The sequence below is a fragment of the Bacteroides sedimenti genome (assembly GCF_040365225.1).
Lineage (GTDB): Bacteria > Bacteroidota > Bacteroidia > Bacteroidales > Bacteroidaceae > Bacteroides > Bacteroides sedimenti.
This window is the reverse complement of sequence record NZ_AP028055.1, coordinates 2,387,365-2,402,009: the sequence shown is the minus strand read 5'-3', so window position 1 is coordinate 2,402,009 and position 14,645 is coordinate 2,387,365. Positions and strand designations below refer to the sequence as shown.

The 14,645-nt window shown below is 39.9% G+C and carries 14 protein-coding genes; 10 read left to right on the top strand and 4 right to left on the bottom strand.

The features are described 5' to 3' along the window. Positions 1–12 precede the first annotated feature (12 nt). Positions 13–207, bottom strand: a complete 195-nt coding sequence (locus tag ABWU87_RS09440; RefSeq protein ID WP_353330188.1) for a hypothetical protein — start codon at positions 205–207, stop codon at positions 13–15. A 455-nt stretch (positions 208–662) separates the two neighbouring features. Here ABWU87_RS09440 and mtaB point away from each other — a divergent pair, with 455 nt between their 5' ends. From mtaB to ABWU87_RS09415, 5 genes are all read left to right on the top strand, one after another. Next, positions 663–1,982, top strand: coding sequence for a tRNA (N(6)-L-threonylcarbamoyladenosine(37)-C(2))-methylthiotransferase MtaB (mtaB, locus tag ABWU87_RS09435; RefSeq protein WP_353330186.1), 1,320 nt, complete (start codon positions 663–665; stop codon positions 1,980–1,982). Positions 1,983–1,985: 3 nt separating this feature from the next. After that, a complete protein-coding gene (locus ABWU87_RS09430) occupies positions 1,986–2,873 on the top strand; it encodes a lysophospholipid acyltransferase family protein (RefSeq protein WP_434533880.1) in 888 nt (295 codons plus the stop codon). Beyond that, positions 2,874–3,908 (top strand): glycosyltransferase family 2 protein, encoded by a 1,035-nt coding sequence (locus ABWU87_RS09425; protein WP_353330182.1) that lies wholly within the window; start codon positions 2,874–2,876, stop codon positions 3,906–3,908. Between the two features lie 10 nt (positions 3,909–3,918). Next, positions 3,919–4,452 carry a methylglyoxal synthase gene (locus tag ABWU87_RS09420; RefSeq protein WP_353330180.1) on the top strand — a complete coding sequence of 178 codons (534 nt, stop codon included), beginning with the start codon at positions 3,919–3,921 and terminating at the stop codon, positions 4,450–4,452. A 473-nt stretch (positions 4,453–4,925) separates the two neighbouring features. After that, positions 4,926–5,597, top strand: coding sequence for a zinc metallopeptidase (locus tag ABWU87_RS09415; protein WP_353330178.1), 672 nt, complete (start codon positions 4,926–4,928; stop codon positions 5,595–5,597). Positions 5,598–5,861: 264 nt separating this feature from the next. On the opposite strand, the gene ABWU87_RS09410 is transcribed toward ABWU87_RS09415, so the two are convergent. Next, complete coding sequence (locus ABWU87_RS09410; RefSeq protein ID WP_353330176.1) at positions 5,862–7,061, bottom strand: TPR end-of-group domain-containing protein; 1,200 nt, start codon at positions 7,059–7,061, stop codon at positions 5,862–5,864. Between the two features lie 144 nt (positions 7,062–7,205). Here ABWU87_RS09410 and hisS point away from each other — a divergent pair, with 144 nt between their 5' ends. The 3 genes from hisS (at position 7,206) to groL (ending at position 10,702) form a co-directional block, all read left to right on the top strand. Then, positions 7,206–8,570, top strand: a complete 1,365-nt coding sequence (gene hisS, locus ABWU87_RS09405; RefSeq protein WP_353334447.1) for a histidine--tRNA ligase — start codon at positions 7,206–7,208, stop codon at positions 8,568–8,570. 184 nt (positions 8,571–8,754) lie between these two features. Then, positions 8,755–9,024, top strand: a complete 270-nt coding sequence (locus tag ABWU87_RS09400; RefSeq protein WP_353330174.1) for a co-chaperone GroES — start codon at positions 8,755–8,757, stop codon at positions 9,022–9,024. Between the two features lie 40 nt (positions 9,025–9,064). Then, positions 9,065–10,702, top strand: coding sequence for a chaperonin GroEL (gene groL / locus ABWU87_RS09395; RefSeq protein WP_353330172.1), 1,638 nt, complete (start codon positions 9,065–9,067; stop codon positions 10,700–10,702). A gap of 77 nt (positions 10,703–10,779) precedes the next feature. Here groL and ABWU87_RS09390 read toward each other — a convergent pair whose 3' ends face one another. Further along, positions 10,780–11,199, bottom strand: coding sequence for a DUF6249 domain-containing protein (locus ABWU87_RS09390; RefSeq protein ID WP_353330170.1), 420 nt, complete (start codon positions 11,197–11,199; stop codon positions 10,780–10,782). Between the two features lie 142 nt (positions 11,200–11,341). Between ABWU87_RS09390 and ABWU87_RS09385 the strand changes: the two genes are divergently transcribed. Then, a complete protein-coding gene (locus ABWU87_RS09385) occupies positions 11,342–11,890 on the top strand; it encodes an RNA polymerase sigma factor (protein ID WP_353330167.1) in 549 nt (182 codons plus the stop codon). Between the two features lie 2 nt (positions 11,891–11,892). Beyond that, positions 11,893–12,252 carry a hypothetical protein gene (locus ABWU87_RS09380; protein WP_353330165.1) on the top strand — a complete coding sequence of 120 codons (360 nt, stop codon included), beginning with the start codon at positions 11,893–11,895 and terminating at the stop codon, positions 12,250–12,252. 173 nt (positions 12,253–12,425) lie between these two features. Here the strand turns inward: ABWU87_RS09380 and ABWU87_RS09375 are convergent, their stop codons facing one another. Next, on the bottom strand, positions 12,426–14,636 hold the full coding sequence (locus ABWU87_RS09375) for a S8 family serine peptidase (RefSeq protein WP_353330163.1): 2,211 nt from the start codon (positions 14,634–14,636) through the stop codon (positions 12,426–12,428). Positions 14,637–14,645: the final 9 nt, after the last annotated feature.

The following is a 14,645-nucleotide window of genomic DNA, read 5'->3' as shown; positions in this document are numbered from 1 at the left end:
CGAGTTCGTTGATTACTGTTGAGCTACAGAATCAGTTGCAGTTGAATCAGCAGTTGCTGTAGTGTCAGCTGCTGCTTGTGCTGCAGCGATTGAATCAGCGATTCTGATAGAATCAGCTTGTTTTGCAGCTTCGTCTGCTGCTTTTTTACCACAAGATGCGAAAGAAACTGCTGCAATAGCAACGAACATCAATACTAACTTTTTCATTTTCTTTGTTTTTTAAATCTGTAATACAATTAATTGCTTTATTAAAACGTTGCAAATGTATGAACTTATTTGATATGTTGTATCAAAAAAGACAATTATTTTATGTTTTTTTTTAGAATAAATTTTTTCTTTTTTCTTCTTTGTCCTTTAAGAAGGACTCTATTGTGTTGATAAGCAGACGGTTAGTGTGAATTTGGTCTCTTTTATCTAAATATGATTAAGGAGCAAGCTAATACTTAATTTTTGCCTGTTTTGTTGTTTATGATGTTTCACACTGATTATTACTGAAACCTCTTGCTAACAGCCTTTGCAAATATACAAAAATAAATATTCTTCCAAAAGTATTTGTCGTTTGTTTTTGCTGGAAAATGTTTTCTATTAGAAAGTTAATTGGTATATAACAACTTTTAATTATAATAATGTGTAACTTTGCACCAGTTTATGTAAAAAGGATTATGATAGATACCTCTATATTTCAGGATAAAACAGCTGTTTATTACACGCTAGGCTGTAAATTAAACTTTTCGGAAACGTCTACAATTGGCAAAACACTTAGGGAAGCGGGTGTCCGTACAGCCCGGAAAGGAGAGAAAGCCGATATATGCATTGTGAATACTTGTTCGGTAACCGAGGTGGCCGACAAGAAGTGTCGTCAAGCTATACACCGGCTTGTGAAACAGCATCCTGGGGCTTTTGTGGTGGTAACAGGATGTTATGCACAACTTAAACCAGACCAGGTGGCACAGATTGAAGGTGTAGACATAGTATTGGGTGCTGAGCAGAAAAAAGATCTGCTTCAATACCTCGGAAGTTTGGATAAGCATGAGAAAGGGGAGGCTTTTGCTTCCACAACCAAAGATATCTGTTCGTTTGCTCCTTCTTGTTCAAAAGGAGATCGTACCCGCTATTTCTTAAAGGTTCAGGATGGTTGTGATTATTTCTGTTCCTATTGTACCATTCCGTTTGCGCGTGGAAGAAGTCGTAACGGAACTATTGCCTCAATGGTTGAGCAGGCTCAACAAGCTGCAGCCGAAGGTGGAAAAGAAATTGTGCTTACAGGTGTGAATATCGGTGATTTCGGTAGAAGCACCGGAGAGAATTTCTTTGATTTGGTTAAGGCACTCGATCAGGTGGATGGCATTGAACGTTACCGCATCTCCTCCATCGAACCGAACCTTCTTACTGATGAGATCATCCAGTTTGTAGCTTCCTCACGGAGTTTTATGCCACATTTTCATATTCCGCTTCAGTCGGGTAGTGACGACGTGTTGAAGCTGATGCGTCGCCGGTATGATACCACTCTCTTTGCTTCGAAGATTCAAAAAATTAAAGAGGTAATGCCTCATGCATTTATCGGAGTGGATGTGATTGTGGGTACTCGTGGAGAGAGAGATGAATATTTCGAAGAAGCTTACAAGTTCCTGAAAGGACTGGATGTTACACAACTTCATGTATTTAGCTATTCCGAACGTCCTGGGACACAGGCCCTGAAGATAGACTATGTGGTTTCTCCTGAAATTAAGCATGAAAGAAGTCAGCGTTTACTGGAACTTTCTGATAAAAAGACAAAAGCTTTCTATTCTCAATGGATAGGTGAAACCAAAACGGTTTTGTTGGAAAAATCCAAATCAGGGGCTCCGATGCATGGTTTTACGGATAACTATATTCGTGTGGAGGTGGATAATGCCCCCAGACTGGATAATCACCTGGTTAAGGTGCTTTTAGGCGGATTTAATGATGATGAAACTGCATTGAAAGGAACCATTATTGAATAAGTGATGTCGAAACTAGTTTATATATTCGCCCGTATCGGCATTTGGTTACTTGCCATCATGCCTTTTTGGTTACTCTATAAGATTTCCGATCTTCTTTACCTGCTGGTTTACAAAGTAGTGGGTTACAGAAAGAGGGTTGTCCGGATGAATATGAGAAATTCTTTTCCGGAAATGGACAACAAGGAACTTAAGGCCATAGAGCGCAAATTTTACCATTATATCTGCGATTATATGCTGGAGAGCTTGAAGATGATTCTCATGTCTAAGGAGGAGCTATTTCGCCGGATGAAATTCACTAATACGGAGCTTTATCTGGAGATGCTTGAGAAGCACGGCGGAATCATTGTGATGATGCCTCACTATGCTAACTTTGAGTGGGCAGTGGGTATTGGTTCCTTCATGAAAGAAGGAGATATCCCTATGCAGGTGTATAAGCCCATCCAGAATAAATACATTGACGAACTATTTAAGCATAATCGCTCCCGTTTTGGCGGTTACAATGTGCCTAAGCATGATGCAATCCGCGAGGTAATTAAGGCAAGGCGCGCAGGTAAAAAACTGGTCTTGGGTTTGGTGGCCGACCAGTCGCCCAACGTGCATAGTCTTAATTACTGGACTACTTTTCTGAATCAGGATACCTCTTTTATGGATGGAGGTGAACGGATTGCCCGGATGATGGATTTTCCGGTATTTTATTGTGAGCTGAAAAAAGAAAAACGAGGCTATTGTGAAGCGATATTCGAATTGATGGTGGAGTCGCCCAAAGAGACCGCAACGGGTGAGATCACAGAAATGTTTGCCCGTAAAGTGGAGCAAACTATCATCCGTGAGCCAGGGTACTGGTTTTGGTCTCATAAAAGATGGAAACACAAACGTCAAAATAATCAGTAAATGAGTAAAGTTGCAGTAGTAATTCTGAATTGGAATGGAAGCGAGATGCTTCGTAAGTTTCTTCCATCCGTTATTCGTTACTCCGCATTAAGCGGTGTGGAAGTTTATGTGGCCGACAATGCTTCCACGGACAACTCAATATTGGTGCTCAATCAAGAGTTTCCATTGGTAAAGCAAGTGGCGCTTGATCGTAATTATGGTTTTGCCGATGGGTACAATAAGGCATTGAATCAGGTGGAGGCAGACTATTATGTACTGCTCAACTCCGATGTAGAGGTGACAGAATGCTGGTTGGAACCGATGATTACTTATCTGGATGCTCATCCGGAAGTTTCTGCCTGTCAGCCTAAGATATTAAGTTGGCGCCAGAAAGATCATTTTGAATATGCCGGAGCTTGTGGAGGATATATTGACCGTTACGGATACCCTTTCTGCCGAGGGCGAATCATGGGTGTAATAGAGAAGGATCAAGGCCAATACGAAGAAATTGTTCCGATATTCTGGGCAACCGGTGCCGCTCTTTTCATCCGTTCGTCCGATTATTGGGAAGCAGGCGGTTTGGATGGACGTTTTTTTGCCCACATGGAAGAGATTGACCTTTGTTGGCGGCTCAGAAGTCGAAACAGAGGATTAGTTTGTATCCCTCAAAGCGTGGTCTATCACGTGGGCGGAGCAACACTTAAAAAAGAGAATCCCAGGAAAACGTTCCTTAACTTCAGGAACAACCTGCTGATGCTTTATAAGAATCTTCCTCAAAATGAGTTACGACGAGTTATGATTATACGTTGTCTTCTTGATTATGTGGCTGCTTTTACTTTCATGATGAAGGGACAATTTCCTAATATGACAGCTGTGTTTCAGGCTCGCAGGGAATATAACGCTTTAAGAAAGGAATTTAGGGTCTCCCGGATGATAAATCTTGAAAAAACATCCTTATTGATGATTCCCGAACGAATAAAAAGAAGTATCTTAGTGTGCCATTATTTGAGAAGAAAAAAATATTTTTCTCAGTTGAAAGGATTCTACAAAATATAAATTGACGAATATGAAAAAACTAGTTAGAAAAATAGGGCTGGTAGCACATGATGGAATGAAGAAAGACATGATTGAATGGGTAGTCTGGAATTCTAAATTACTGATGGGACATAAATTCTATTGCACAGGGACCACAGGTACACTGATTCGTGAAGCATTGAAAGAGAAGCATCCGGATATTGAATGGGATATCACAATCTTGAAATCGGGTCCGTTGGGCGGTGACCAACAGATGGGATCGCGTATTGTGGATGGTGAGATTGATTATCTTTTTTTCTTTACTGATCCGATGACTTTGCAACCTCACGATACAGATGTGAAAGCGCTGACCCGTTTGGCAGGAGTTGAAAACATTGTGTTCTGCTGCAATCGTTCCACTGCCGATCATATCATCTCGAGCCCGCTCTTTATGGATCCGGACTATCACCGTACACGTCCTGATTATACAAGTTATGCTAAACGTTTTGAAAACAAACCGCTTGTAAGTGAAGTTGTGGAGAACGTGGAAAAGAAAATGGGAACCAGAACATTAATTGGTGAATAATCTGACAAGATTAACCAACTAGATATAGGGATTGAATTCTAAGTCTTCTGCAATTAAACTCTTTTTTTTGAAGAAAACTTAGAATTTAGTTTTTGTTGTAAACAACTTCTCTTCTACAGTTATTGTTGATTTCCTTTCAATTACTTTGTTATTGAATTTACTACAATAAATAAGCCGGTTATACTCCCCCCCCCAAAAAAAAAGTGATGGACATTTGCAATGACACTGCGTGACTTTTGTAAATAATATGCTGGGAACGCACGGCTTAAACACTTGTATGTGTTATACAATCGGTAAGATTGATGTGCTTTTCATGACTTGCACGACTGTGCAACTTTTTAAAATCAATTATATGGGTAAATCTATAAATCTTACTAAAAATAGAGGGTTATTTGGTTTATGACTTTATAAAATATTATATTTGGCAAACTATTTGTAATACAGTTAGTATTAATTAATTAAAGAAGAAAAGTATGTTTATTCTATTTATTGTCATAGCTGTAGTAAGCTTTATTGTGCAGCAGTCGTTGCAAAGCAAATTTAAGAAATATTCCAAGATTCCTGTATCAAATGGGATGACAGGCCGCGATGTGGCATTGCAGATGCTGCATGATAACGGAATTTATGATGTGCAGGTAACCTGTACTCAGGGGCACCTGACCGACCACTATAATCCTGCCAATAAGACAGTGAATCTGAGTGAAAGTGTCTATTCAAGCAACAGTGTCGCTGCTGCTGCTGTTGCGGCTCACGAATGCGGCCATGCCGTACAGCATGCACGGGCTTATGCTCCTCTGACCATGCGCTCTAAACTGGTTCCGGTTGTTACATTCGCATCGCAATGGATGACATGGCTGCTGCTTGGAGGTATTATCATGTTTAATTCCTTTCCTCAGTTACTGTTGGCCGGCATTATCCTGTTTGCCATGACAACCCTGTTCAGCTTTATCACCTTACCGGTTGAAATCAATGCCAGTAAAAGAGCATTGGTTTGGTTAAGCAGTGCAGGCATCACCAACTCATATAATCATGCTCAGGCTGAAGATGCCCTTCGTTCGGCTGCTTATACCTATGTGGTTGCTGCATTAGGTTCTTTGGCAACATTGATTTATTACGTCATGATATTCATGGGAAGAAGAGATTAATATTTGCAGATATAAATAAAAGGGTGTTGTTCAAAAAAGTCTGAACAGCACCCTTTTTTATGCCTTTTTCTTCAGGTCTCTATCCGAAGTCGTATTTATTATTCAACTCATAAGAAGTTATTTTATTTTTTGAACTAGCTCTTTTTTACCTTGGGTATTATAGCACAAGACGTAAAAAAGGTACAATGCAAAGTCCTAGAATTTATTGCAGGCTTTTCTGAACAGATAAAGACGGCTACAAACGAAAATGAATTTTCAATAACCTCATTGTTGCGGTGATTGCCAGAAATAGGTAGCATTGTCAGTGCAGCCCGATTGTTTATTGATTATATTCAGCGCTGATGAAGGATAAAGAGTAACAGTAACTGGTGAAAATTTTCCTGCGATCTGACTTTCCGTGTCATAGCCACTATTTAATACACATTTCATGGAATAGAGATTTCTGGCCATGTAGAAATCCAGATAGTGTTCCTTGGTTTCCTTTTTTTTATTGTTCCAGTTGGCATCCTCGTTAATCTTTAGAGGAGCACCACTAATCAGACGTTCGCGCACTTCGGCGATGTTGAGCAGATTCCCATTTTCGTCCATCACATAGGCATTAAAGGTAGGGTCCATCCATAGCCATTTATCCAAAGTGGTGGAGTAAACCAGGTTTATAACATGGCAATCGTCTGTGTTTTTTTGGGGCAGGCAAGTTATGCTTCGCGATTTCAACCCCATTGCGAGGTAGCATTCGTTCAATATCCGTGAAATCATCCGGCAGTTGAGTCCCCGGTTTTCTTTTTGGCAGGTGTTAATCAGATTAATAACATCATTTGATATTGGGTCGGATGCCTGTCCGTCATGACGTACCATATTGTGTACCCAACCGAGCAATCTTTTAATTTTAGAAAGTTCATCCCCGTAACCAGCGATGCTGTCCAGATTGAAATGTTCCTTAATCCGTATCAGATTGCAGTCATTCGGAGGCAAATAGGTGAACTTCGGCAAAAGAGAGTCCTTTTTATGGGCATATCCTCCGGCTTGTTTCAGGATATTCGGGAAATCGTTTTCCTCCTGTAACCTATCTACCATGGCCGTGAATCTTTTCTCGTTGCGGATGTTTTCCAGATCCTTGTCTTTGATGGTATATATAAAATTGACCCACCCGTTTTCTACTGCTTTAGCAAAAGCCTCTATTGCTTCTTCTTTCTTATTCATTAATGAGCGATAACAGGCAATATTGTAATAGAGAGCTCCTTTTACGGGGTTTATCTTTTTCTGGATATCTTCGGGATAGGAGAGTACGGTACGGAGTATTGCATAATCCAGCTCTTCTGCTCTTTCGTAATCCTGGAAATCGCGGGCCTGTTTCACCAAAAGGCTCTGTTCAGTGAAATACCTTTTCACATCTTCCATGGTGACCTGTGCCTGTGCGGCGTGCAGGTTTCCCATCATAACCATCAGCCAGAGAAAGAGTCTCATCGTTATATGGTTTATGAGTTTATTTCCATCAACTTCCAGCTCATAATATAGACACAATAAGAGGCTAATAAGTTTTAGTAAATAGGCCCTTTTTTTTATAGAATCAATATTTTAGTGTAACTTTGTGCCGCAAAAAGAATTTTAATTATGGCAAAACCAGGTATACCAAAAGGAACACGCGATTTTTCGCCCGTTGAAATGGCGAAGCGTAACTATATATTCAACACGATTCGTGAAGTATTTCATCTTTACGGTTTTGAACAGATTGAGACTCCTGCCATGGAGAACCTTTCTACACTAATGGGCAAATATGGAGATGAAGGAGATAAACTATTATTCAAGATCCAGAACTCAGGCGATTACTTTTCCGGCCTGACCGACGAGGAACTGCTTTCACGCAATGCTGCAAAACTGGCCAGCAAATTCTGCGAAAAAGGATTGCGTTATGACTTGACAGTACCTTTTGCCCGTTATGTGGTGATGCATCGTGATGAACTCAGTTTTCCTTTTAAACGGTATCAAATTCAGCCGGTTTGGCGTGCTGACCGTCCTCAGAAAGGACGTTACCGTGAATTTTATCAATGCGATGCCGATGTGGTAGGAAGCAACTCCCTGCTGAACGAGGTTGAACTGATGCAGATGGTAGATAATGTGTTCACCCGTCTGGGGGTAAGAGTTTCCATAAAGATAAATAACCGTAAGATATTAAGCGGTATTGCCGAAATTATTGGTGAAGCGGAAAAGATTGTCGATATCACCGTGGCAATTGATAAGCTGGATAAGATTGGTCTGGATAATGTGAATGCCGAACTGGCCTCTAAAGAAATTCCGGAAGAAGCGATTGCCAAGCTACAACCAATCATCCTGTTGAGCGGAACAAACGTAGAAAAACTGAATACACTCAAAACAATCCTTGCCGAAAGTGAAATCGGTCTGAAAGGGGTAGAAGAGAGTGAGTTCATTCTTTCCTCACTTTCTAATTTGAATGTGAAGTCTGACGTTGAACTAGACCTAACCTTAGCACGTGGTTTGAACTACTATACCGGAGCAATCTTTGAGGTAAAGGCGTTGGATGTTCAGATTGGAAGCATCACTGGTGGCGGTCGTTATGACAATCTGACAGGGGTGTTTGGCATGGCTGGGATATCCGGAGTTGGGATCTCATTTGGAGCCGATCGTATCTTCGATGTACTGAACCAGTTGGATCTTTATCCAAAAGAGGCGGTGAACGGAACTCAGCTGATGTTTGTGAACTTCGGAGAGAAGGAAGCAGCTTATTGCCTGCCGTTGCTGGCGAAAGCCCGCGAAGCGAATATTCGTGCAGAGCTTTATCCCGATTCGGCCAAAATGAAGAAACAGATGGGATACGCTAATGATAAGAAGATTCCTTTTGTGGGTATAGTTGGTGAAAATGAGATGGATGAAGGTAAAGTAATGCTTAAAAATATGGAGACAGGCGAACAGCAGTTGGTTGATATTGCTCAATTGATTGAAGCTGTTACCCAATAATCCTTTTCATAAAGATATTAAAAAAAGGTCAATTTGTCAGTTTAAAAAACAAATTGACCTTTTTTGTTGTTATAAACGGCAGTTTAGCTCTTTGTTGGGAAGCTTTTTTCTTTTTGGCATACTTTTCGCTTATGTTTTTCCGTAAACATTAAATTAAAGTCTAACAAATAATATTTAAAGAATTATGAACATTAAACCATTAGCAGACAGAGTACTTATTCTTCCTGCTCCTGCAGAAGAAAAAACTATCGGTGGTATTATCATTCCCGATACAGCAAAAGAAAAACCATTGAAGGGCGAAGTTGTGGCAGTTGGTCAAGGTACTAAAGACGAAGAAATGGTACTGAAGGTAGGCGACACTGTTCTTTATGGAAAGTATGCCGGAACTGAACTGGACGTAGAGGGTACAAAATACCTGATTATGCGTCAGAGCGATGTGTTGGCAACTCTTTAATTTTTCATTATTCATTTATCAATCATTTAATTAAATAATCATGGCTAAAGATATCATATTCAATATCGATGCTCGCGAACAACTGAAGAAAGGTGTTGATGAGCTTGCAAATGCAGTAAAAGTAACACTTGGCCCTAAAGGTCGCAACGTAATTATTGAAAAGAAATTTGGTGCTCCACACATCACAAAAGACGGTGTAACAGTAGCTAAGGAAATCGAATTGAGCGATTCATTCCAGAATACCGGCGCTCAGTTGGTAAAGGAAGTAGCTTCTAAAACTGGTGAAGATGCCGGTGATGGAACAACTACTGCAACTGTACTGGCACAATCAATTGTAAGTGTAGGTATGAAGAACGTTGCTGCAGGTGCAAATCCGATGGATTTGAAGCGTGGTATTGATAAGGCTGTAGAAGCAGTTGTGGCATCTATCAGAAAACAATCTGAAAAGGTAGGCGATAATTACGATAAGATAGAACAGGTTGCACGCATCTCTGCAAACAACGACTCAACAATTGGTAAACTGGTGGCTGATGCAATGCGCAAAGTTTCTGTAGACGGTGTAATCACTATTGAAGAAGCTAAGGGAACAGACACTACTATCGACGTGGTTGAAGGTATGCAGTTTGACCGTGGCTACCTTTCTGCTTATTTTGTAACCAACACTGAAAAGATGCAGTGCGAAATGGAGAACCCATACATTCTTATCTACGACAAGAAGATCTCTAACCTGAAAGATATGCTTCCAATTCTTGAACCAGCTGTTCAGACAGGTCGTCCATTACTGATTGTTGCGGAAGATGTGGATAGTGAAGCTTTGACTACATTGGTAGTAAACCGTCTTCGTTCTCAGTTGAAGATCTGTGCAGTGAAAGCTCCGGGCTTTGGCGACAGAAGAAAAGAAATGTTGGAAGATATCGCGATACTTACAGGCGGTATCGTAATCAGCGAAGAGAAAGGCATCAAACTGGAACAGGCTACAATTGAAATGCTTGGTTCTGCCGAAAAGGTAACAATCACTAAAGATAACACAACTATCGTAAACGGTTCTGGTACTAAAGAAAACATTGATGCACGCATCAATCAAATCAAGGCTCAGATTAAGACTACTACCTCTGATTACGACAAGGAAAAACTTCAGGAACGTCTGGCTAAACTATCAGGTGGTGTAGCTGTACTTTATGTAGGTGCTGCTTCTGAGGTGGAAATGAAAGAAAAGAAAGACCGTGTTGATGATGCTCTTTGTGCTACTCGTGCAGCAATCGAAGAAGGTATTGTTCCTGGTGGTGGTGTTGCTTACATCCGTGCTTCTGAAGCTTTGGAAGGTATGAAGGGTGGAAATGCAGATGAAACAACAGGTATTGAAATCATCAAACGTGCAATTGAAGAACCTCTTCGTCAGATTGTGGCTAACGCAGGAAAAGAAGGTGCTGTGGTTGTTCAGAAGGTACGTGAAGGTAAAGCAGATTTTGGATACAACGCTTATAGCGATGTTTATGAAAATATGTACGCAGCCGGAGTAGTAGATCCAGCTAAGGTAACTCGTGTGGCTCTTGAAAATGCTGCATCTATCGCAGGTATGTTCCTGACTACAGAATGTGTAATCGTGGAAAAGAAAGAAGATAAACCAGAAATGCCAATGGGTGCTCCGGGAATGGGCGGCATGGGCGGCATGATGTAATTCTTTCCTGCAATATTAAAACAAAAGGCTGTTCCATAAGGAATAGCCTTTTCTGTTTTATCGCTTGATTTTTAGACTTATTTCTCCTCTTTCTTGGAATACTGCATTTCTATTAGGAACGCAGTAATTAGTCCTAATCCTCCAAAAATAAGAACTGAGGCTCCATACACAATTCCAGCTGTGTCTCTAACCCCCCAGTCTATATCATGTCCCATATTGTAACCAGTTATCGTGGACGTACAAATGATAAAACCAACTAATAACCCCAAACCAACTCCCATTAAAAGACATCCGGCTTTTAATGATCCAAAAGAAAAATTCTTAAAAATTCTTGATGGAAAAGAGAATTTGTTTTCAATCATTGAAGCATCAAATTTCTCTCCTATCTTTTCAATAATAGATAGGCGTTCTTTTTTTCTAACGAAGAGCTCAAATAGTTTGTAAATTCCCAATGTCACAATTCCTACAACCAATGGGACTGAAATAAAATCCATCATAATCGTATGTTTTTAAATGAATAAATTCGTTCTTTGTAACGTTTGACGTTCTCAAATGAAAAAGGTTACACTTTTCGAGGATAAAAATAAAAAGTCCTCAAAGATGTAACCATTAAGTAATTAGCGCGTCTAAAAGAATAAGATGGGACAGAAAGAAGAGATAGATTATATAAAACGAATTCTGGAAGGAGAAACAACTTTGTTTTCTTACTTTCTTGATCGTTACAGTCGGCCTATCTATTCTCTTGTTCTTCAAATAATTTCATGTAGAGAAGATGCAGAAGAGCTTACGCAAGATTCATTTGTAAAGGCCTACCGGAAACTAGACACTTATAAAGGAGATTGTAGCTTTTCTACCTGGCTATATAGAATTGCATATAATACTGCGATTTCTGCCACGCGTAAGCAAAAAAAAGAATTATCAGTTATAGATGAACAAATAATTGATAATATATCTGACGACGAGGCTGATGAGATATTGTGCAGTTCTGACAACGAAGAGAGAATAAAAAAAATGGAGTGGGCGCTTACTCAACTTAACGCAAATGAAAGAGTATTAATCACTCTCTTTTATAACGAGAATAAATCTGTTGATGAGTTAGCCTCAATCTTTAGGTTGACTCCTACTAATATAAAAGTGAAATTGCATCGTATCCGAAAAAAAATATGTGCATTGATAAACCAAGTGTGAAAATGAAAGCAAATCAAGATAAATTGTTGAAAGAAGCTCTCAGAAAGTCTTCCTTTGAGACTCTCTCAGTTGATTTTACAAGTAAGGTAATGGAACAAATCAATGTTGAAGCTCAGAGAAAGCATCGGCGGGCTGCTAGATTAAATTTTGTTCTTTTATTGGTAACTTCTGCTTCCTTAATTGGTTTTACTACTTATTTATTGAGAACTTATTTCTCTTTCGATATAATCGAAAGCCTGATAAATCTTCGTTATTCTTCTGAATCAAGCCCAATTTTTGGCTTCTATTTTTATATCGGATTTCTGGCTCTTGGTTTACTTGGCCTTGATTATTACTTACGCAAGCTGAAACAACATTCATAGTTCGTATGGCTTTTGTATGGAATTGTATAACTGAACTGAAAGATCCAGACAATCTGATTTAAAAAGTATATAAATGAATGGACTAAAATGAGAGTAGGCAGCCTTGATGAACTGCCTACTCTTTTTCTATTTATGAGAACCGAATCTATTTCTGTCGCGATAGATGGTATCTATTATTTTGTATTTACCTTAAATACCTGATTTAAATTGTTCCCTGAAATTTTAATTAGGTAAAAACCTTTAGGCATATTCTCCAGATTAATTGTTTCTTCCTGTTTACTGGATATTGTTCCGATCTGCTTGCTAAGAAGTTTTTGACCGTTTACATTAAATATGCTGATCTGTACGTTTGAATCTTCCTGTGTGAATAGAAATTTAATCAACTGCCGATTTCCCTGAGTAGCGTACATCAATACCGATGTTGATGGAAGCGAGAATGTCTCTTCGATAGAGGTGGATTGTTTAATTACCTCCAGAAGTCCTTTGAAAGCGTCAATCTTTCCATACCCCCAGGTATTGTTCCCTGAAGGTATCAAGTCTCCGGTAAAAGAATCATTAATTGCTGTTTTTTGCAGAATAGCCTTAACTTCATCTGGAGTCAGTTTAGGGTTGGCCTGGAGCCAAGTAGCTAGAACACCGCATACGTTAGGAGCAGCCATAGAGGTTCCTTGCATCATACCGTAGTAGTATATCTTTCCGTTTATCTCTGTTGATTTGACTCTTTCACTTGGATTGGTGGTATCATAACTTGAAACTGAAGAGATGATAATGCTTCCCGGAGCTGTGATTTCCGGTTTCATACGTCGGTCAACGGTGGGTCCAGCACTAGAGAAGGAGGCTAGAGAGTTCAATGTTTCATTCATTGTAAGATTTGTCTGATCCAGATTAGTATATGACGTTTTAGTAGCATATGCTCCTACGGTAATTATCTGTTTTCCTGTTCCTCCTATTTCTCCGATTGAACAAAAGTTGTCTCCATCAGACCATCCGATACGATTCCTGTTTGTAAAGGAGCAGATACTTTCATCTGCCCACGCGTTAATTCTTCCATCTTTTGCTTTGAAAATCAGTCCAAGGCAGTATTTTTCGGGCATGGCAGTAAATTCGGAATAAAAGTAAACATTAGGCTTTTTATTTTGTGGATCTGTTCCTGTTGATAAGTAAATAGATCCCCGCACAATTCTGTTTGTCAGTGAGGTGAGATTAATTCTAGTTCCGTTGTTAAGATCGGTAGTGTTATATTCCGGTGTTATGTACAAGGTGTCCATTGTTAGGGTGTCATACAAACAAAGCTGTACCTTGAAGTTTTTGTCAGTTTCGCCCCATATATCACAAGCTACGTTATCTTTGAAATTCACAAAAGTACGGAAAATAGAGTCTGTAGCACTGAAATTACCGGATGTATGGATTTTCTTTCCGGCCTCATTGCCTGCTGAACCCACCAGAAGGCGCCCTTTTCCTTGTAGCTGGTCTGCCAGAACATCAAAGGTTGAAGTTCCATCGTGCGGCCCGATATAGGTTCCTAGACTCAGGTTAACGACACATGGTTTGCCTATTGAATCGGCGTAATCAAAGATATATTTTATACCATCGGCAATGTAGGTGGATGTTCCACCCTGAGATACCAGAATTATTTCAGATTCTCCCGCTACTCCATAATAGCCGTTTTCTGACGATTTGTCGGCTCCGGTTGCTATGCCAGCAACATGTGTTCCGTGAGAGGCGTCAGCTATATCATATAATGCAGCCAAAATAGAATCCTGATTGACGTATTCAGCACCGTAACCGAACTTGGATGGTGCATTTCCTTCATAGGCATTCTGGTCCCAGACCTTTTTTATACGAAGAGCTGTATGATCGGATGTATAGAAAGCCGGATGACCATACTCAAATCCGTTGTCAATGATTCCTATCACTACATCTTTTCCCCAATAAGGAGCATTCAGGGGAGACATTCCCGACTGTACTTTATCAACACCTGAGGCTGCTCTGGCTTTATCCATTTGTTTGTGTACCGGGCTGCCTATCTGAATATATGTTACTTCGGGCAAAGCTGCGACTGACTCGACAGCACTCAACGGAATTTGTGCAGTAACAATCTCCTTGCAGCGAGTCCCTATTTTTACTCCCAATTCCTCCAAGGCTTCAGTCCCGGCACTTTCTGCCAGACGGACAAATGCGCCAAGGTATTCGTTGATACCAATCTGGCGGATTCCAGCTCTTTTAATAAACGATCTTTTCTGAGCTGAAGAACCTTCCGGTTGTTTGATATTCGTAAGAAACGATTTTGTAAAAGGTGACAATTTTTTGGAGTTCTCCTGAGCTTGTGTTATTGCAGAAAGAGAAAAAAGAATGATAAAGCATAATAATGATTTCCGTCTCATTTTTTTATT